The 18,353-nt window shown below is 59.0% G+C and carries 18 protein-coding genes and 1 other annotated feature; of the genes, 13 read left to right on the forward strand and 5 right to left on the reverse strand.

Annotated elements, in window-relative coordinates:
* Nucleotides 1-75 precede the first annotated feature (75 nt).
* Nucleotides 76-1,304, reverse strand: a protein-coding gene (locus tag ACZ1JX_RS08790) for an IS3 family transposase (protein ID WP_465123188.1) whose coding sequence is annotated in 2 segments (ribosomal slippage) — nt 76-1,016 and nt 1,016-1,304 — 1,230 coding nt in all. Because the reading frame shifts where the segments join, the coding sequence is not laid out codon by codon here.
* Nucleotides 909-1,023, reverse strand: a sequence feature (AL1L pseudoknot). (Overlaps the previous gene by 115 nt.)
* Nucleotides 1,305-1,368: 64 nt before the next feature.
* On the opposite strand from ACZ1JX_RS08790, the gene ACZ1JX_RS08795 reads away from it, so the two are divergent.
* Entirely contained in the window at nt 1,369-1,767 is a 399-nt protein-coding gene (locus tag ACZ1JX_RS08795; RefSeq protein WP_465123189.1) for a GNAT family N-acetyltransferase, read from the forward strand.
* A gap of 35 nt (nt 1,768-1,802) precedes the next feature.
* On the opposite strand, the gene ACZ1JX_RS08800 is transcribed toward ACZ1JX_RS08795, so the two are convergent.
* The 4 genes from ACZ1JX_RS08800 to nusG form a co-directional block, all read right to left on the reverse strand.
* The gene (locus ACZ1JX_RS08800) at nt 1,803-2,291 is read right to left on the reverse strand and encodes a hypothetical protein (protein ID WP_069311155.1); all 489 of its coding nucleotides are present in this window, start codon (nt 2,289-2,291) and stop codon (nt 1,803-1,805) included.
* A 339-nt stretch (nt 2,292-2,630) separates the two neighbouring features.
* Complete coding sequence (gene galE, locus ACZ1JX_RS08805) at nt 2,631-3,662, reverse strand: UDP-glucose 4-epimerase GalE (RefSeq protein ID WP_465123190.1); 1,032 nt, start codon at nt 3,660-3,662, stop codon at nt 2,631-2,633.
* A 22-nt stretch (nt 3,663-3,684) separates the two neighbouring features.
* Nucleotides 3,685-4,041, reverse strand: coding sequence for a VanZ family protein (locus ACZ1JX_RS08810; protein ID WP_465123191.1), 357 nt, complete (start codon nt 4,039-4,041; stop codon nt 3,685-3,687).
* A 45-nt stretch (nt 4,042-4,086) separates the two neighbouring features.
* Nucleotides 4,087-4,632, reverse strand: a complete 546-nt coding sequence (gene nusG / locus ACZ1JX_RS08815) for a transcription termination/antitermination protein NusG (RefSeq protein ID WP_465123192.1) — start codon at nt 4,630-4,632, stop codon at nt 4,087-4,089.
* Between the two features lie 128 nt (nt 4,633-4,760).
* Here nusG and ACZ1JX_RS08820 point away from each other — a divergent pair, with 128 nt between their 5' ends.
* The 12 genes from ACZ1JX_RS08820 (at nt 4,761) to ACZ1JX_RS08875 (ending at nt 18,348) form a co-directional block, all read left to right on the forward strand.
* A complete protein-coding gene (locus ACZ1JX_RS08820) occupies nt 4,761-5,327 on the forward strand; it encodes a plasmid partitioning protein RepB C-terminal domain-containing protein (protein ID WP_465123193.1) in 567 nt (188 codons plus the stop codon).
* 184 nt (nt 5,328-5,511) lie between these two features.
* Complete coding sequence (locus tag ACZ1JX_RS08825) at nt 5,512-5,877, forward strand: MarR family EPS-associated transcriptional regulator (RefSeq protein ID WP_465123194.1); 366 nt, start codon at nt 5,512-5,514, stop codon at nt 5,875-5,877.
* Between the two features lie 125 nt (nt 5,878-6,002).
* Nucleotides 6,003-7,313 carry a UDP-glucose dehydrogenase family protein gene (locus ACZ1JX_RS08830; protein ID WP_465123195.1) on the forward strand — a complete coding sequence of 437 codons (1,311 nt, stop codon included), beginning with the start codon at nt 6,003-6,005 and terminating at the stop codon, nt 7,311-7,313.
* 22 nt (nt 7,314-7,335) lie between these two features.
* Complete coding sequence (locus ACZ1JX_RS08835) at nt 7,336-8,373, forward strand: NAD-dependent epimerase/dehydratase family protein (protein WP_465123196.1); 1,038 nt, start codon at nt 7,336-7,338, stop codon at nt 8,371-8,373.
* Nucleotides 8,374-8,600: 227 nt separating this feature from the next.
* A complete protein-coding gene (locus ACZ1JX_RS08840) occupies nt 8,601-10,436 on the forward strand; it encodes an ABC transporter ATP-binding protein (protein ID WP_465123197.1) in 1,836 nt (611 codons plus the stop codon).
* Nucleotides 10,437-10,658: 222 nt separating this feature from the next.
* Nucleotides 10,659-11,486, forward strand: a complete 828-nt coding sequence (locus tag ACZ1JX_RS08845) for an FkbM family methyltransferase (RefSeq protein WP_465123198.1) — start codon at nt 10,659-10,661, stop codon at nt 11,484-11,486.
* 16 nt (nt 11,487-11,502) lie between these two features.
* On the forward strand, nt 11,503-12,633 hold the full coding sequence (locus ACZ1JX_RS08850) for a glycosyltransferase family A protein (RefSeq protein WP_465123199.1): 1,131 nt from the start codon (nt 11,503-11,505) through the stop codon (nt 12,631-12,633).
* Nucleotides 12,630-14,045, forward strand: a complete 1,416-nt coding sequence (locus ACZ1JX_RS08855) for a Coenzyme F420 hydrogenase/dehydrogenase, beta subunit C-terminal domain (protein WP_465123200.1) — start codon at nt 12,630-12,632, stop codon at nt 14,043-14,045. Before ACZ1JX_RS08850 ends, ACZ1JX_RS08855 begins: the two co-directional genes overlap by 4 nt.
* Before the next feature lie 17 nt (nt 14,046-14,062).
* Nucleotides 14,063-15,328, forward strand: a complete 1,266-nt coding sequence (locus tag ACZ1JX_RS08860; protein ID WP_465123201.1) for a polysaccharide pyruvyl transferase family protein — start codon at nt 14,063-14,065, stop codon at nt 15,326-15,328.
* Nucleotides 15,325-16,263 carry a glycosyltransferase family 2 protein gene (locus tag ACZ1JX_RS08865; protein WP_465123202.1) on the forward strand — a complete coding sequence of 313 codons (939 nt, stop codon included), beginning with the start codon at nt 15,325-15,327 and terminating at the stop codon, nt 16,261-16,263. Before ACZ1JX_RS08860 ends, ACZ1JX_RS08865 begins: the two co-directional genes overlap by 4 nt.
* A gap of 20 nt (nt 16,264-16,283) precedes the next feature.
* Complete coding sequence (locus tag ACZ1JX_RS08870) at nt 16,284-17,051, forward strand: FkbM family methyltransferase (protein WP_465123203.1); 768 nt, start codon at nt 16,284-16,286, stop codon at nt 17,049-17,051.
* Between the two features lie 325 nt (nt 17,052-17,376).
* Entirely contained in the window at nt 17,377-18,348 is a 972-nt protein-coding gene (locus ACZ1JX_RS08875) for a glycosyltransferase family 2 protein (protein ID WP_465123204.1), read from the forward strand.
* Nucleotides 18,349-18,353: the final 5 nt, after the last annotated feature.

The following is an 18,353-nucleotide window of genomic DNA, read 5'->3' on the forward strand; positions in this document are numbered from 1 at the left end:
TCCTCTATAGGCCAAACTTCAACCTTTGATAGGGGTTGAACCGCCCCGGCTTTCCCGGAGGCATTTTCAATTGAGTCATGCGACCATATCGAGGGTCTCGTTGGCCGCATAGTAGTTGGCTTCGGCTTCGGCGGGTGGGATGTGCCCGATGGGTCCGAACAGGCGGTGATTGTTGAACCAGTCCACCCAGCGCAGCGTTGCCATTTCCACGGCCGATGCGCTCGGCCATGAGCGCTGCCGCCAGATGACCTCGGCCTTATAGAGACCGTTGATGGTCTCGGCCAAGGCGTTGTCATAGCTGTCGCCGACGCTGCCCACAGACGGCACGAGGTTGGCTTCGGCCAGACGCTGCGTGTAGTTCATCGCCAGGTATTGAACGCCCCTGTCGCTGTGGTGGATCAAGCCATCATCTGGACTTGGCCTGCGGGCATGGATCGCCTGCTCCAGGGCATCCAGTACGAAGCCCGCCGTGGCGCTGGTGCTGACCTTCCAGCCCACAATCCGGCGGGCGAAGGCATCGATCACGAACGCGACATAGACGAACCCGGCCCAGGTATGGACGTAGGTGAAGTCGACCACCCACAGCGCATTGGGCCGGCTGACGCGGAACTCGCGGTTGACCTTGTCCAGCGGGCACGGTGCCTTGGGGTTGCTGATGGTCGTCACCGTCGTCTTGCCCCGGCGCACGCCTGCCAGGCCCATGGTGCGCATCAGCCGCTCGACGGTGCACTTGGCCACCTTGATCCCCTCGCGGCGCATCTGGTGCCAGACCTTGCGGGCACCATAGAGGCCAAAGCTGTTCTCGTGGACGCGCTTGATCGCCTCGCGCATCTCGTCATCGCGCCGGACACGGGCGGGGCGCCTGCCGGGATCGGCAAGGCGGGCGGCATATTCGTGGTAGGAGGAAGGGGCGATTGCCAGTTCCCGGCAGATCGGCTCGATACCCAATTCCTTCCGGTGAGCGTCGATGAACGACATCACCATTTGCCGTGGCGGTCGAGCTCCGCCTGCGCAAAATATGCCGAGGCTTTGCGAAGGATCTCGTTGGCCCGGCGCAGTTCCTTGACCTCGCGCTCCAGGGCCTTGACCCGATCACGATCACTGACAGCCTGCGCCGCTGGCCCTGCTCGTCGGCTCGCCTCCTCACGGCACCAGCGGCGCAGTGTCTCGGTCGTGCAGCCAACCTTCCCGGCGATCGACGTCATCGCCGCCCACTCCGACGGGTAATCTCCCCGGTGCTCCTCCACCATCCGCACCGCACGGTCGCGAAACTCAGGCGAGAACTTGTTCCTTGTAGCGCTCATCGTGGCTCCTTCTCACAGATAGGAGCCTCCGGGAAAGCCGGGGCGGTTCAAGGTCAAGGACGGCATGGTCACCGCGTGGATCGCGACGGCGGACGAAGATAGTGCAGTACTCGGGTTCTATACGCTTGGCGCGATGGCCGTGAGATCGGAATTTGGCCCGAAGAAATGGCAGCGAGCGCGGGTTCCAGATGTCCCGGTCATTTACATTCGAGCGGTAGCCGTCCGCGAGGACATGCAGGGCAAAAGCCTTGGCACCGCCCTCGTCATTGATGCGATGAAGCGATGCGCCGGCATCGCCGACCAGATGGGCGCAGCCGCCATCGTGCTGGATGTGCTAGATGGCGACCACTTCGATCGGCGATGGAAATTCTACGCTGATCTCGGCTTCTTGCCGCTGGGTGATCCAGAGAATCCCCGCCGGGTGTTCATTCCAATAGCTAATGTCAGGGCCACACTGGCATAAGGTCGTGGCAAGCCGAACCTGTGAGCCATCAGGATTTATACCTGCTCCAAGCTCACACGCGCGTTGATCTTCTGTGCGGCGGGTGCAGATGCAAACCAACCACGCGCGTTCTGGAGAGCATCCCTTACCTTTCCAGGCTGCGCTTCCAGAGCGGGCAGCATTTCAGATGCGCGGAACAAGCCACCTAGCGACGGTGGTGGCATATCCCGTTTCTGAAGCGCTTGGCGTGAAACCTGAAGCCGAGCAGCAACATCGGCAAGGCTCACGAGATCAGGCTTCACTTCACGCAGTTTCGCACCCTCAGGGAAAGCAGACAAAACCTGTTTTACAGTCTCCAAAATGACTGATTCAGCGTCAGCCCCGGAACGCGTGAAACCAAGACCCACGAGTCCAGCATTGCCCAAACCGACCACTGCATCATCGCATCCCGCATCAAACAGGCTATCCAGGATGATGGCTTCGTCAGGCGCGCCCTTCGGCAGTGAGACAACGATGTCGAATTCGAATTCCATATCATCAGTCATCGTCATTTCCCTTGAACACACAGCCCACGGCCTTGCGGAGCAATTCACGGGCGTGGTTTTGAGGATTGGTCGGCGTACTCCAGATCGACATTCGGCAGAAAACGCCAGATCTGCAATCGCTTTGCATATTCCTCGGACAAAGCACAAAACCCCACGAATGGGCACTACGGCCTTTGGCCTCCTCTACCATCCAACCCAAAGCCTCGAGTTCTCGAAGGGCATTTTCGATCTCTTTGGATGGATGCTTTCGTCTGGCCATTAGATAGTCCTGCTAAGGTCTGGTTGTCAAGTGACAACCGCAATTGGGTCTGGCAAGGATGCCTTGCGGCTTCTCGTTCCCTATGTCGCTGTGGCTTGCGGCGAATTGCTTGTCGCCAGCATCCGCTCGAACCGCCACATTGAAGCGCACATGTCCTCCAGGCCGAGGACCGCCTCCCAGCCCAGTTCAGCTTTTGCCTTGTCAGGGCTGGCATAGCAGGAGGCAACATCGCCGGGCCGACGATCTGCGATTTGGTAGGGCACGGAGACCCCGTTCACGCGTTCGAAAGCGTCGACCATTTCCAAAACAGAATAGCCCTGGCCTGTTCCCAGGTTCCAGGTCGAGATAGGATCGTTGTGGCTGGAGATAGCGCCCAGAGCCGCGAGATGGCCGGCCGCCAGGTCGGTGACATGGATGTAGTCACGCACGCCCGTGCCATCAGGCGTGTCGTAGTCGTCGCCGAAAACCGACAGCCTTTCCAAGCGCCCCGACGCGACCCGGCTGATAAACGGCATCAGGTTGTTGGGAGTTCCGTTCGGGTCTTCACCAATCAGACCGCTCTCATGGGCGCCTACCGGATTGAAGTAGCGCAGCACCGCGATACGCCAATCAGGATCGGCCGCCGCGATGTCGGTCAACATTTCCTCGATCATCAGCTTTGTCCGGCCATAGGGATTGGTGGCCGACGTCGGGTGAGTTTCATCGAGCGGCAGATACTGCGGTTCGCCATAGACGGTGGCACTGGAAGAGAACACCAGCGTCTTAACGCTACAGGCGATCATCGCCTCAATCAGGCTAAGTGTGCCCCGAACGTTATTGTCATAGTAGATGAGCGGCTTCGCGACCGCTTCACCCACGGCCTTCAAGCCCGCAAAATGGATCACTGCTTCGATGGCGTGGCTCCGCATTGCCTGTTCCAGCGAAGTCCTGTCACGAATGTCGCCAACGATGAGCGGAAGGGACTGTCCAGTAATGTTTTCCAGCCGGTCCATGACTGCGGCTCGGCTGTTGGAGAGATTATCAAAGCAGACGACCTCGTGGCCGGCAGCGGATAGCGCCACGGCAGTGTGGCTGCCGATGTAACCAGCTCCACCGGTCAGAAGAATGCGCATGCCTGGATTTCTCCTAATTTGTTTATGACTGCTCTGCAGGTGCGTTGCCGACAGGCCCGACAACTTTACCCACAAAAGTCATAAGTCCCATAATTATAGCGACTGCGCCGCAGTCGGCCAGCCAGTCGAGCAGGCTGGCATCGCGGTGCAGCATAGGGATTGCCTGGAGCGCCTCAATCAGCGCGCCCAGGAATGCAAGGCTAACAAAGAGCCTCCAGCGCGTTGTGGCTGGATATGCAAATCGGGCCAGCAGGGTCAGCACCGCAAAGGCGGTGATATGTTGCACCTTGTCGGAAGGCTGGCCTGGGATCTGCGGTGGCTGCGGCAGGCTCGCCATAATCACCGCGAACAGCACTGCCCCGAAAAACACGAAGCGCATGAATAGGATTCGAGTGCGTTGTTGGCCAGCCATGTCGCCGCCCTATCAGCCGGCGAGACGTAAATCAGCAGACCTGATGGCCACGCGGGTATTTTTGCCAAGGATGTCGAGAAGAACCCAGATCCGCTGATCGGGTGCGATCTGCTCGACGGTTCCGATGAAGTCGGCAAACGGGCCACTGGTTACGCGCACAACGTCGCCGCCATGCAGAAACCGTGGCGGGAGCAATTTGCCGGACGGGTCACAGCGACGCATCAGACTTGAAATCAGCCCGAGCGGCACTTGCGCAGGCCGGTCTTCGGCAAAGCTCACCAACCGGTTGACCCCAAGGGTGCTGTTCACCGTCCGCCATCGAACGGTGTCTTGGTCAAAGCTGACAAACAGATAGCCCGGGAACAACGCCTTGCAGGTTTGGATCAGCTTGCGTGCCTTGCGGGAGGTCACTTCTTCAAATGGCGCGAAGATCTGCATGCCTTGCCGCAGGAGATTGCGCTTCGCGATGGCCTCGGCATTCGGCTTGAGCTGAACCACAAACCACGGCTGTGTCACGCTTACGAGGGGTTTTGCAGCGGCAAGAGTAATCTCGTTCATGGATGAACGAACTGCTTGGATAGCTCCAAGAAGCCAACGTAGATCAGGTGCACATCAAGTGATATCAAACTCAATCCCAGACATGGCATTGAAAGAAATGGAGAACGTCTTGAATTGAGTTGCTAGCGTTGCCGAGGCTGGCGCGAGCCTTCAACGTCAACCTCTCCAGCATCAACCGCAGGGTCAATTTGCTCCAGGGGATCTGCCCCAAGGCGGTCGAACTTCTCCAGGATCAGCAGTTCCCGCCCGATGTGACCCGTATCCTGCGCAAGATGAAGGCGGCCCGCCAAATTGAGGCGGTCGAGTTGATGATTGCGTCCAACACCCTGACCTCAGCCGATGCTGACGCGCTTTACAAAGCGACGCCGCCCGAACAGCGCACGGACTACACCCCGCCTGCGCGGGAAAAGCCAACGGGCGATCCGCTGGAGCAGATCGTCAAGCTTGAGCGCGAAATGAGCCAGGTGCAGACCAAGTACAAGGATGCCGAGCAGTCGTATGGCTCGGAGCTCCTCAATCTGGTCGTGGCAAGGGGCTTTCTAGCCAAGCTGCTAGAGAATGAGGCAATCCAGGAGTTCATTGGCGGCGCACAACCCGAGATCCTGGCGCATTTTCAGATGATCGTGAACGCCGCCACCATTGAGGAGGAGATCGCTTCGCAATCTGGAGATGACCTGCTCAACGCAGCCGAGTAGGGGATCGCCTCGCGGAGATTTTATTAAGGGGGCGTCGGAAAACCCTTTTCGAATCTGACGGGATCGCCTAGGCGTTCAGGAATGAACGAGAGGCTTCAGCTTGCTCGTAGATCTCAGCAGTCACGGAAGGTGCAGTGTCACCCTCCGTGCGGTAGCTTTGGTTCGAGCTGTATCGGTCGATCCCATGGTCAGTGACAAAATCGCTCAGCAGCGCGAGGATGTGCATTTCAGGGTCCTGCGCCTTCTTGAAAGCCGCCCAGACGCATCGCAGCGGGAGATAGCCGAGGAGCTGGGCGTGAGCCTTGGGGCGATCAATTTCTGCGTAAAAGCGCTGATCGGCAAGGGGCACATCAAGCTTGCCAACTTCAAAGCTTCAAAGAGCAAGCTTGGTTATGTTTACGTTCTGACTCCGGAAGGCATTGTGCATCGCGCCCAGCTTGCCGCCGGGTTCATCAAGCGCAAGATGGCCGAATTTGAGACGATCCAGGCTGAGCTCGAGCTGCTGCGCGGCGAATTTGACGAAGACCAGGCGGGCTTGGCGCGCGACTGAGAGGAACAGGTTGTCCGGGTGTTTGATCCGAGGACTATCCATGCCCTGCTTTACCAGCAGTTTGCAGATTTTAAACCGTTGAGTATGGCAGTGACCTCAACCTCGCAAAATATTGAAATCATGTCATGAAGATCGCAATGGTTGGCTCGGGCTACGTCGGGCTGGTTTCCGGTGCCTGTTTTGCCGACTTTGGGCACGAAGTGGTCTGCGTCGACAAGGATCCGGCCAAGATCGACAGCCTGAAAGCCGGGATCATGCCGATCTACGAACCCGGCCTGGCCGAACTCGTGGCCGGTAACGTCAAGACCGGCCGCCTGTCCTTCACCACCGACCTGGCCCAGGGCATTGCCGGTGCCAGCGCGATCTTCATCGCGGTGGGCACTCCCAGCCGCCGCGGCGATGGGCACGCCGACCTGTCATTCGTCTACGCCGTTGCCAAGGAAATCGGCCAGAACCTGAAGAGCGATGCGGTGATCGTCACCAAGTCGACCGTACCGGTCGGCACCGGCGACGAGGTTGAGCGGATTTTGCGGGATAGCGGCCTCGCCGTGCGCTTCGCCGTCGCCTCCAACCCTGAATTTCTGCGCGAAGGCGCGGCGATCGGCGATTTCAAGCATCCCGACCGGATCGTGGTCGGCACCGAGGACGAATGGGCCAAGGGCGTGATGACCGAGGTTTACCGCCCGCTGTTCCTCAACAAGTCGCCGATCCTTTTCACCAGCCGCCGCTCTTCCGAACTGATCAAATATGCTGCCAACGCCTTTCTGGCGGTCAAGATCACTTTCATCAACGAAATGGCCGATCTGTGCGAAAAGGTTGGCGCCGACGTGCAGGATATTGCCCGTGGGATCGGCATGGACGGCCGCATCGGGCCCAAGTTCCTGCACGCCGGCCCCGGCTATGGCGGATCGTGCTTCCCGAAGGACACTCTGGCCCTGCTCAAGACCGCCGAGGACTATGAAGCGCCGACCCGGATCGTCGAGGCGGTGGTCAAGGTCAACGATGCCCGCAAGCGCGCGATGGGCCGCAAGGTGATCGAAGCGCTGGGCGGGATGAAAGCCGCGCGGGGCAAGAAGGTCGCCCTGCTGGGCCTGACTTTCAAGCCGAACACCGATGACATGCGCGACAGCCCCTCGATCCCGATTGCCATGGCGCTGGCCGATGCCGGGGTGCAGGTCTCTGCCTATGATCCCGAAGGGATGGAGCTGGCCCGCCCGCTGTTGCCCGAGGTGACGATGTGCACCAATGCCAATGCCGCGATCGAAGGGGCTGATGCGACCGTGATCGTCACCGAATGGGACGTTTTCCGCGCGCTCGATTTGGAACGAATCAAGCAGATCGCCAAGGCCCAGGTGCTGGTCGATCTGCGCAATATCTACGAACCTGCCGAAGTCCGGGCCAAGGGCTTTACTTACCTTAGCATCGGACGCTGCTGACCTCCCTGCGTAAAGATTAACAATGTCAAGCTCAGAACAATCCTCGTCCCGCCGCATCCTGGTTACCGGGACTGCCGGGTTCATCGGGTTCCACCTTGCGCGGCTGCTCCTCGACGAGGGCTTCTTGGTGCACGGCTACGATGGCATAACCGATTATTATGACGTCGCGCTAAAGAATTGCCGGCACCAGATGCTCAAGCAGATGCCCGGCTTTGCCTGTACCGAGGGCATGCTCGAAGATGCTAACCTGTTCGCACGGGTCGCTGCTGAGTTCGCACCCGATGTCATAGTCCACCTCGCGGCGCAGGCGGGCGTTCGTTATAGCCTTGAGAACCCTCGCGCTTACATAGATAGCAACGTCGTCGGCACCTTCAACGTGATGGAGGCGGCGCGCGAGCACAAAGTCCAGCACCTGCTGATGGCGTCAACATCTTCCGTTTATGGCGCGAACGAGGAAATGCCGTTCAGAGAGCTCGATAAGGTCGATACCCAGCTCACCATCTACGCCGCCACCAAGAAAGCTAACGAGAACATGGGCCATTGCTACGCCCACCTATGGAATCTGCCGGTGACGATGTTCCGCTTCTTCACCGTCTATGGTCCGTGGGGCCGGCCCGACATGGCACTCTACAAGTTCGTCGATGCCATCCTCGAAGGGCGGCCTATCGACATCTACAACTACGGCGAGATGTTCCGCGACTTCACCTACGTCGGTGACCTAGTGCGGGCCATCCGTCAGTTGATCGATACACCACCAGTCCGGCCAATTAGCCCTACTGACATTGATGCGGGTGACAGCCTGTCGCCGGTGGCCCCCTTCCGCGTGGTCAATATCGGCAACTCCGACAAGGTTCGCCTCACCGATTTCATAGAGGCCATCGAGAAGCAATTGGGTAGGAAGGCTATCCGCAATTACATGCCGATGCAGATGGGTGATGTTCCTGCGACTTGGGCCGATGCCTCTCTGCTGCAGCGTCTGATCGGATACCTCCCCCAGACGGATCACCGCGACGGGATAGCCCAGTTCGTGACTTGGTTCCGCGACTACTATCAGAAATAGTATTGAGCATGCATGATAATGATACTTGGCTAGATGGCGCGCGTTTAGGGGTTATCGGCCATGGCAGGCTGAGATCTTTCAAATGAATTTGAAATATTTATTACTGTGAAGAAGCAATCTCAATTCGATATTTCGAGTCTATTTTATTTGCAATTAGTTGCTTTCTCTCCAGATGTATCCAATCCCGTTGCATCGCCGTCTCTGAACACTCACGGAAACACCCGAATATGACCAATAAATCATCTGTGAGAAAAGCTTGGGATCTGCTCGACACGTGCGAGCGGCGTAATGCGTTCATTGTACTTGGTGTGATGATTGCATCGGCCTTCGCTTCAGCGGCTATGGTGCTCTCAATCTTCCCATTCCTCTCGGTACTATCCAATCCCGAGATCATCGCCGAACGGCAGCTGATTAAAACTGTCTACGATTGGGGTGCGTTTGAGAACGAATACGACTTCGTGGTCGTACTGGGCCTTAGTTCGATCGGCGTGATTGTCTCGGCCAACCTGCTTCTGATCCTCAATACCTGGGCGGTGACGCGTTTCTCACAGATGCGCGTTCACACGATAAGCCAGAGGCTACTGGCGCACTACCTGTCGCAGCCTTATGAATTCTTTCTTGAACGCCACTCGGGAGACATGTCGACCAATATTCTTTCTGAAGCCTCGCAAGTGGTGATGGAGGTTATCCGGCCCCTGATGTTCCTCATCTCGTCTTCACTGACAATCCTTTTGGTAATCGTGGTGCTTTTGGTTGTTAACCCCTTGGTGGCGGGCCTGACCTTCGGGGTAATTGGCCTAATTTATGCTGCGACATTGCTTGTCGCGCGACGATTTGCACTACGGATGGGCGAGGAGCGAGCGGCAGCTAATCAATTGCGATTCCGCACAGCAGGTGAGGCGCTAGCCGGCGTGAAGGACGTTAAACTCCTCGGGCTCGAGGCGGCCTACGTCGATACCTACAGCACGCCCTCCCGGGCTTGGGCGCAGACACAATCCGCTGTGTTGATCTTGGGCCATACGCCTCGCTTTGTCATTCAAATCGTTGGGTTTGGGGGCATTATCATTCTCGCCCTTGCGTTGCTGGACCCAGCGACCTTCGGCGAACGCAGTGCGCTGGCGCGGCTGCTGCCGTTGCTTGGTTTGCTCGCCTTTGCCGGGCAGCGACTTCTCCCTGAATTGCAAACTGTTTACCAGGCGATCACCAGCCTCACCTCGGGCAGTGCGGCACTTGAGCGGGTTCATGGTGACCTGCAAGGCTACGTGAGTGGTGCGCTTGAGCGTCGTCTCGCTCCGCGACTGGGCCTCGTGCAATCACTCACGCTCGAGGGCGTCACTTACGCCTATCCTGGATCCCCGCGGCCCGCGCTTGATGGCCTCTCTCTTGAAATCAAAGCGGGCGAGCGCATTGGCGTGATTGGCTCGAGCGGTGCAGGCAAGACGACGCTTGCCGACATTATCCTGGGTCTGCTGCAGCCAAGTGGCGGGGTGATCTGCGTTGACGGACAGAGGTTGACGGACAATAATTTGCGCAGCTGGCAGAGGTCGGTAGGGTATGTGCCCCAAGATATTTTTCTGTCTGACGCGAGCTTGGCCGAGAATATCGCCCTTGGCCTCAGCGTTGAAAATATCGAAAATGAAAGAATTGAGAGGGCTTCACGCACGGCCCAATTGCATGAATTCGTAGTGAAATCTTTGCCCAAAGGCTACCAGACCGCCATCGGGGAGCGGGGCGTTCGTCTATCGGGCGGACAAAGGCAACGCATCGGTATCGCGCGGGCGCTTTATCATGACGCGGACCTGATCGTATTTGATGAGGCCACCAGCGCTCTCGATAACCTTACTGAGGCCGAAGTAATGTCCGCGATCGAAGCTTTGCCAGGTGACAAGACAGTGCTGATTGTCGCCCACCGGTTGAGCACTGTGCGGCGCTGTGATCGGATCATCATGCTTCATGAGGGGCGCGTAGCCGCGTCGGGGAGTTGGGATGATCTTGCCCGCGAGAGCACAGAGTTCCGCGCCCTCACCGCCGCCGCTGACGCCATTCCCTTGGTGGCAGAATAAGCTGCACCTGCCTCCACGGATAACCCACTACTCTTAGCAGAGCTAGACGCCACAATGCGTGAAACTAATTGCTGGCTTCCGCGTGCGCGCGACGCGATCCCATAGAGCATCGCTCTGGGACAGCCTCGCGAAGATTAGTGTCATGTGTCAATTTACCCGCGAGCGTGACCTGGTGCGCTCAGCCAGTATTGATTGCTAGATTGTCATAAGAAAGATTGTGCCATGAGGAAACTCGCTGCGCTGATATCGAGCATTTTCAGGGACGGGCCGATTGTCGGCTATGGTTCCTATCTTCAATACAGGCTCGGCCCGGTGTTCGGACGCACTGAACCAATGCAGGTGACAGTTGGCGGGCAGAAGATCTGGGTCCGGCCAGGTACGCCGGACCTGCGCGTAGCCTTCCAGAGTTTGCGGGCGGAGTTCGACATTTTGTCTGACCTGTTGCCGCCAGACTTCGAAGGACTGATCATCGATGCGGGCGGATACATTGGGACTGCTGCATTGAAATTATCCAAGATGTATCCCGATGCGACCGTCGTGACGATTGAGGCGTCGTCGCGCAATTTCGAGATGCTACTGCGTAACGTGGCTGAAAACGAGAAAATCGTGCCCATCAAAGCTGCCCTCCACGCTGAGGCGGGCATGTCATTTGAATTAGCAGACCGCGGCACCGGCGCTTGGGGATTATCGATCGCGACTTCGGCTGCGGACGGCACCGGTGTCGAGACTGTGACAACGGTGACGCTGGCCGAGATCATGGCGCGCTTTCCGGGCAAGGAGACGGGGATTATGAAGATCGATATAGAGGGCGGTGAGCATGCGCTGTTTTCCAAGACTGACCCCGTTCTTGAGGCGGTTGAAGTAATCTTTATCGAATTACATGACCGCATTGCCTCTGGCTGCACCGACTTGTTCAAAGCATTCAGCATCGATCGTTGGCTACTGAACCCGGGGGGAGAAAAGTTCCTATCCCTGCGCCGTTATCTTCCAAATTTATCAAATACGACGGCTACTTGCAGTGCAGATGTCGGCGTCGTAAAAAATCAATAACAGTCTGATTTTAGCGATGACTGCAAGAAAAAATTCCTCTTCCTGCCCGCCTTTGGTTGACGGTCGCGTAAGCCTATTGGTGCCATGTTATAATATAGAAGAATACTTCGGCGATTTTCTTCAATCGGTTTTACAGCAGAATTGGCAGGACCTCGAAGTGATATTGGTTAATGATGGCGCCAATTCCGCCACTACCTGTGCGTTACACAATGCCGTCCCTAAACTGGAAGCGAGGGGCTGGCACGTCGAGCTGATTGAGCAGGCGAACAAGGGACTAGGCGGTGCTGTGGACGCTGGTCTCAAGAAGGTTTCTGGGGAATTCCTTATGTGGCCCGACCCTGACGATTGGCTGCTGCCCAATTCGATCGCTCGGCGCGTGGAATTGATGCGCGGCCACCCCGACGTGGGGCTTTTGCGTTCGAATTGCCAGCTATTCATTCAAGCGAAGGAAGAATTTGACGGGCACTTTCTGCCCACAAACCAACCTCCACGGCGCGTGCCTGAGCTCTTTGAGGACTTGGTCTACCAGCGCTTCTTTTTTGCGCCTGTTTGCCATTTTGTGCGCTGCGATATGTTCTGGCAGGTGCACCCCGACCGCAGCATCTGGTATTCGCCCGCGTCATCGCAAAATTTTCAGCTGCTAGTCCCATTTGTGGAACGCTTTCCAGTGCTGCAGGTGTCAGAGCCATTGGCTGTCTATCGTGTCCGCGAGGACAGCCGATCTCGAGCCAACACCAAGACGCCAGAAAAGCTTATGTCGCGTCACGAGCAACTTTACGAGCTCACGCTGCATACGCTGCCAAAGCTGTGCACCTACACTACGAGTCGCGCTGCGCGGCTGCAGAACCAGCATTGGCGAAACAAGATGCTGCCGACTGCTATCCGCGGAAAGATGATGACTAGAGGTCTTGATCTTATTCTCAAAGCTGATCTTCCCAAGTGGCGTAAGGTGGTGGCGCGGGCCTGCCTGCAATTGCGCTGCAACTCTGCGCTTGACGCGTTAGACGCTCGTACAGGGCGATTCTTGTCGCGGGTGCTAGCGCGAACGCTGGACGCGGCTGTGCGGATGCCTGAACACGAAGCGATCTGGGGCACCGGGCCGCTGTGGGATGCGGCGGGTGCGCGCCGCGAGACGGCAGCAGCATGACCGACGCTTTGCGACAGGTGATCGAAGGTGGCTATTGCGTTGGCTGCGGCGCCTGCGCCGCGCTGGATCCGAACATCGTGATGGGGTTCGATGACACCCTCCGTCTGCAAGCCCGGCTGCCACAGGACCGCACGCCGGATACGGCCGCCGTGCAGGCCTGCCCCTTCACCGATGAGGGACCCGACGAGGATGCGCTGGCTCTCGATCTTTTCACCGATCCCGCAGTAGTAGCGGACAGACGTATTGGGCGGCACCTCGCCTGTTTCGCCGGTTGGGTCGATGAGGGCGACCTGCGCCAACGGGGTTCGTCGGGTGGCATCGGCACCTGGCTGCAGCGCGAACTGCTAGCGCGCGGGATGGTTGACGCAGTGCTGAACGTGGCGCCGTATGACGGACAGGGTGAGGGACCTTTGTTCTCCTTCACAGTGGCGAAAACGCCCGAGCAGGTAGAGGCCAATGCACGCACCCGCTATTTCCCGGTCGAAATGTCGGGCGTGATCCGCCACGTGATTGACCATCCTGGCCGCTACGCGGCAATCGGCATTCCTTGCTTCGTCAAAGCGCTGCGGCTGGCTGTGCGCCAGTCGCCCGAATTGCGCGAGCGTATGCTATTCGTGCTCGGGATTGTCTGTGGGCACCTCAAGACCGCGGCATTCACTCAGACACTGGCATGGCAATGCGGAATTGATCCAAACCGTGTGGATACGATCGACTTCCGCGCTAAGTTGGAAGGCAGGCTCGCCAGCCGCTATGGTGTATCGGTAACCGGCACGCCTGTGAGGGGTGGCGCAACGGAAACCATTACACGACCGATGGAGGGGCTGATCGGTGCCAACTGGGGACATGGTCTGTTCAAATACAAAGCCTGCGAATTCTGTGATGACGTGCTGGCCGAGACAGCTGACGCTGTGGTGGGCGATGCATGGCTTCCGACCTATGAAGGTGATCACCGTGGAACCAATGTTGTCATAGTACGTCATCCGACGATTCATGAAATGCTTCTCGAAGGGTGCGAGGCGGGTCAACTGCATCTGGATAAAGTGGCGGCTGATGCCGTCGCAGAGAGTCAGGCGGGCGGGCTGCGTCATCGCCGTGAGGGATTGGCCTATCGTCTGTGGTTGACCGACCGTGCCGGACTATGGCGTCCGCGCAAACGCGTGGCGGCTTCAGAAAGGCATTTGGCGCCATCGATGCGGCGCATCCACGCTGCGCGCTACGTACTGGGTCAGGCGAGCCACGGTGCGTGGCAGGCAGCGCGGGCAGCGGGCGACCTGACGCTCTTTGTTAGAGTCATGGGCCCCATGATCGCGGCCTATGATCGACTCATGAAACCCGGCTTTGCGGCTCGCACGCTGCAACTGATCGAACGCAAGATCGAAAATGTGTTGTTCCGAGCGGGCATGCGCCGATGAGTCTTGAGGATATGGAGGTGAGCATCGAGGAACAGGGTGCCCTCGTCGACCGCCCGCTGCTATTCGTCGGCAACGGCCCCTACCGTAATCGCGGCTGCGAGGCGATCGTCCGCGGGACGATGGAGATATTGTCGGAGACCTTCGGCCCCGATCTGAGCGCACGCTCTGGCGTAATGGCCTCGCCTTCTACCGTCGCCGCTCAGAAAACGGAGGAAATCGACCCCCGCGTAGGCAACTTCCCGGTATCCCAGGTCGGGCCGAGGCTGTCGCGCAAATGGTGGATGTCGCAGGCCAATGTCCGGCTGGGGGCGAACCTGCATCCGCATGTGCGCGACCTGTATGGACCGGCGCAGGGCGTGGCCTGCGCGCTGCAACTGGGCGGCGACAATTACTCGCTCGATTACGGTCGCCCGTGGGATTACATCTCAATGGACCGCTGGCTGGCCAGGCGCGGCGTGCCGGTGGTGCTTTGGGGCGCCTCGGTCGGGCCGTTCGAGGCCGATGCCGAATTCGCCCCAGTCATTCACGCGCATCTCAAGACGCTGGCGGGGATTTTCGTGAGAGAGACTGCCTCTCTCCACTATCTGGCGCGGCACGGTATTTCTGCCAATGTTCATTTGGTGGCCGACCCGGCGTTCTGCATGACCCCGTCCGAGCCTGCCAAACCAGCCCTGCGCGAGCTGGTGATGGAGGGGATGATCGGGATTAACATCAGCCCGCTGGTGGCGCGGTTCTCTGATACCGCGGGCAATATCGAAGCGTGGCGGAGAAAATCTGCCGACATGATCGCGCAGGCAGCCGAACGCACTGGTCGGCCTCTGCTGCTGGTCCCGCATGTCGGCTCGCCCAAGCCCGACGAGGACGATTATGCATTCATGGACAGCCTCGCGGCGATGGTCGCGCCGCGCGTGACTGTGCCGGTGCGGGTCGCGCCAGCGGGCCTCAGCGCGGCGGAGCTCAAATGGTTGATCGCGCAATGCTCGGTGTTCGCAGGCGCGCGCACCCATTCGACCATCGCGGCTCTCTCTTCTGGCGTCCCCACCCTAAGCCTCAGCTATTCGTTGAAGGCGATCGGGATCAACCAGGACATTTTCGGCAACTTGGATTTCTGCAAGCCGGTCAAGACGATCGGGGTCGAGGATTTTGCCGGGACGATAGCGCAGATTGTTGCCGACGAGACCGCGATCCGCACTGATCTGGCGGTGCGCCTGCCCAAGGTGAAGGCCCGCGCCCGTTCGGCCGGGCCCCTGCTCGCGCGGATCATCGGGGCGCAGTCGGCATGAGCCCGCGCGTGTCGATCGTGATCCCGTGCTACAACAAGCGCGCCTATGTAGCGGCCGCGATCGAGAGCGCGCTGGCGCAGACCGCGCCTTGCGAGGTGATCGTGGTCGACGACGGCTCGACCGATGGCAGCCTCGACGAGCTGCGCCGCTTTGAGCAGCGCATCTTTCTGGCAACGGGACCCAATCAAGGGGGCAGCGCGGCGCGCAACCGCGGACTGGCGCTGGCGACGGGGGACTATGTGCAATTCCTCGACGCTGATGATCTGTTGCCCCCCGACAAGATCGCGATGCAACTGGCCGAGCTGGCCGATGCTCCCAAGGACGCAATGGCTTTCTGCCCCTGGTCGCTGTTCCGCGATGACGGCACCATCCTGCCGCCGGGAATGCGCCGCTACTGGCGCGACTATCCCGACGGGCTGTCGCTTCTGATCGACATGTGGACCTTCGGCGGCTTCTTCCCTCCGCATGCCTGGCTCACGTCGCGCGCGCTAATCGAGCGGGCGGGACATTGGGACGAGGCGCTGACCGGCGACGATGACGGCGAGTTCTTCGGTCGGTTGCTGACGCATGCCGGGGCGGTCCACTTCTGCGGGGGCACGAACGTGCTCTACCGAGACCCACCCGAGGGCTCGGTCAGCCGCAACCGGTCGCAGAGATCGGTTGACAGTTTTCTCTCCGCGTATCTTTCGGTTTCTAATGCGATCTTGAGACAACGCGATGATCCTGCAGCAAGAAGAGCGTGTCTGGGCCGAGTCCGCGACCTCGCCTACCAGCTCCGCCAATTCGACGATCTGGTAGCGCGCGCGGCAGCGGAAGAACGGCGACTGAACACGTTCGGCTTCAGCGTTCGTCTTCCGATGCCGACCCGGATTATCGTGGGGCTGCTCGGCCTCAGGCGCGGACTTGCTTTGTATCGACTGCTCGAAAAGGCATAGATCGATTTGAAAGGCTAACAATGCAGATAATTTCTCGAGGCAAGAAACTTGTAAATATCGTGTTGGGCGCTTGGGATCAGGTTCTTACCAACAAACGATTCGTACCTTTGCCCGAGCGTCTGACTGCCATACTCAAGGCCTATGATCAGGTTCCCCAGACCGTATTCGACGTAGGCGTTGCCGAGGGAACACCTTGGCTCTATGATGCCTTTCCGAAGGCGAAATTCCACCTTATCGACCCGACCCGCGAATCCTTGCCACATATGAAAAAATGGCAGCGGGTGCTGGATGCCGAAGTGCATCCGATCGCGCTTGGTGCCGAAGCAGGCACGATGCACATCCACATGCGTGACACGATCAAGCACGCCAGTCTGATGACTGACCTCACATCGCCCGACATCTCTTCCAGCTACGAAGTACAGGTGGAACGCTTCGACGAACGTTTCGCAACCTTCGCGGGGCCCGCGTTCTGCAAGATCGACGTGGAGGGCGCCGAAATGCTAGTGCTGAAGGGAATGGCGGATCGACTGACGAAGTTCGCCGCTGTGGTCGTGGAGACATCAATGAACAGCCTTTACAAGGATGGGGCTGATTTCGGCGAAATCATGCAATTCATGACGGCAAACGGAATGCGCTTCTTTGACTTCATCGGCCTATCGCGGCGACCGTCTGATCTTGCGCTTCACCAGATCGACGCAGTTTTCGTGCCTGACGATTCGCCGCTAAGGGTTAAGATCTGGGATGAAAAGGTTGCCGTCCCATTGGCTGGATACTCTCTCAAAGCCTAGTTGAACGCATCTCCCTTCAGATGATGAGGTTCCCCGACTTTGTCTGGCTGCGCGCGGTCGCGATCCAGCCGGCACGGATCATATATATCATGTTCTACGTCATTTTCATCTTGACCTGCGAAGAGCTGACGAACTTGGTGGTGTCATTGACAAGCTCGACATTCTTCGCACTCTAAGACCAAGCGAGCTATTTCGACCTCGCCGCCGAGAGCAATCCGCTGCTGCCAATCATGTATGCTTGGTAACGGCCAAGGTGGTTTGTAAGTGCTGCCGCGCCCGTTGAACGAAACCCATAAGGCTTCATTTAAAGACCACAATTAGCATCATGCCCGAGATTAGTGTCATCATCCCCGCATTTCGTCCGCAAGGTTTCGCGACGCTGCTGCAAAGCATGGCTGAGAACGCTGAAGCCGATGCCGAGTGGATCGTGATAGACGACGGATCGGGGGCGGGGTTCGATCTCGTCTATGCCGAGCTCGATTCCACCCCGGCGCGAGTGATCCGGCAACCACAAAACCGCCGCCAAGGCGCAGCGCGCAATGCGGGATTGAGTCAGGCTCAAGGGCATTGGGTCAAGTTTCTCGATGCGGACGACAGACTGGATAGAGGCCATTTGTCGGCACTGCTTGAGGCGGCCACGGCAGCGCCCGCTGGAGCGATCCCGTTCGCGCCCACGCGACACGTATTCCCCGCCGGCGCGACCTCGGTCAACGACAGTTGGCGCGACTTGCCGACCGAGGCGGAGGCACAGCTCGAACGTCTCCTCCAGCGGCCGTTCATCCACCATTGTGGAGCGCTATTCCCGCGCCAGCTGCTCCTAGATCTCGGCGGCTACGACGAGGGCCTCGTAACCGACGAGGACGGCGACCTGTTGCTGCGGGTGCTGATGTCGGGCGCGCATTTCTTCGCCGTTCCCGCGGTGCAGTATCACTACGTGCATCGTCACAGAGGAAACCGCGTTTCCTCTGATGTTGGCCCAGCGAAGCTGGCGGCGCGCTTGCGGGTCTGCGGCAAGGTCGAAGCAGCTTTCGCTAATGGCGGGCGCACGATGCCCGATCCCATCCGCCACGGGCTCGCGGTGCGGCTCGACAAGATTGCCCTGGCCTGGTGGAGAGAGGATCGCGCGGCTGCCCGTGCTGTGCTGGAGCGCGCCCGCGTGCTCTCGCCAGGATATCGCGCTGACGATCGATTGCCAATGCGGGCGCTGCGGGCCATTGGCGGTCCGGGCGCAGTAACGTGGGCTGTGCGAATGTACCGCAGCCTGCGCGGCCGGCCCGTCGGTGGCGCGCAGGGATGACGGTA

It is taken from the genome of Novosphingobium sp. BL-A-41-Hi4A-0G, assembly GCF_055521735.1.

Coding starts and splice junctions, on each gene's coding strand:
- ACZ1JX_RS08800 (WP_069311155.1), bottom strand. CDS start 2,291: ATGACTGATGATATGGAATTCGAATTCGACATCGTTGTCTCACTGCCG.
- ACZ1JX_RS08865 (WP_465123202.1), top strand. CDS start 15,325: ATGAGCCCGCGCGTGTCGATCGTGATCCCGTGCTACAACAAGCGCGCC.
- nusG (WP_465123192.1), bottom strand. CDS start 4,632: ATGAACGAGATTACTCTTGCCGCTGCAAAACCCCTCGTAAGCGTGACA.
- ACZ1JX_RS08830 (WP_465123195.1), top strand. CDS start 6,003: ATGAAGATCGCAATGGTTGGCTCGGGCTACGTCGGGCTGGTTTCCGGT.
- ACZ1JX_RS08840 (WP_465123197.1), top strand. CDS start 8,601: ATGACCAATAAATCATCTGTGAGAAAAGCTTGGGATCTGCTCGACACG.
- ACZ1JX_RS08855 (WP_465123200.1), top strand. CDS start 12,630: ATGACCGACGCTTTGCGACAGGTGATCGAAGGTGGCTATTGCGTTGGC.
- ACZ1JX_RS08870 (WP_465123203.1), top strand. CDS start 16,284: ATGCAGATAATTTCTCGAGGCAAGAAACTTGTAAATATCGTGTTGGGC.
- ACZ1JX_RS08810 (WP_465123191.1), bottom strand. CDS start 4,041: ATGCGCTTCGTGTTTTTCGGGGCAGTGCTGTTCGCGGTGATTATGGCG.
- ACZ1JX_RS08835 (WP_465123196.1), top strand. CDS start 7,336: ATGTCAAGCTCAGAACAATCCTCGTCCCGCCGCATCCTGGTTACCGGG.
- ACZ1JX_RS08795 (WP_465123189.1), top strand. CDS start 1,369: ATGGTCACCGCGTGGATCGCGACGGCGGACGAAGATAGTGCAGTACTC.
- ACZ1JX_RS08875 (WP_465123204.1), top strand. CDS start 17,377: ATGCCCGAGATTAGTGTCATCATCCCCGCATTTCGTCCGCAAGGTTTC.
- ACZ1JX_RS08845 (WP_465123198.1), top strand. CDS start 10,659: ATGAGGAAACTCGCTGCGCTGATATCGAGCATTTTCAGGGACGGGCCG.
- ACZ1JX_RS08850 (WP_465123199.1), top strand. CDS start 11,503: ATGACTGCAAGAAAAAATTCCTCTTCCTGCCCGCCTTTGGTTGACGGT.
- galE (WP_465123190.1), bottom strand. CDS start 3,662: ATGCGCATTCTTCTGACCGGTGGAGCTGGTTACATCGGCAGCCACACT.
- ACZ1JX_RS08825 (WP_465123194.1), top strand. CDS start 5,512: ATGGTCAGTGACAAAATCGCTCAGCAGCGCGAGGATGTGCATTTCAGG.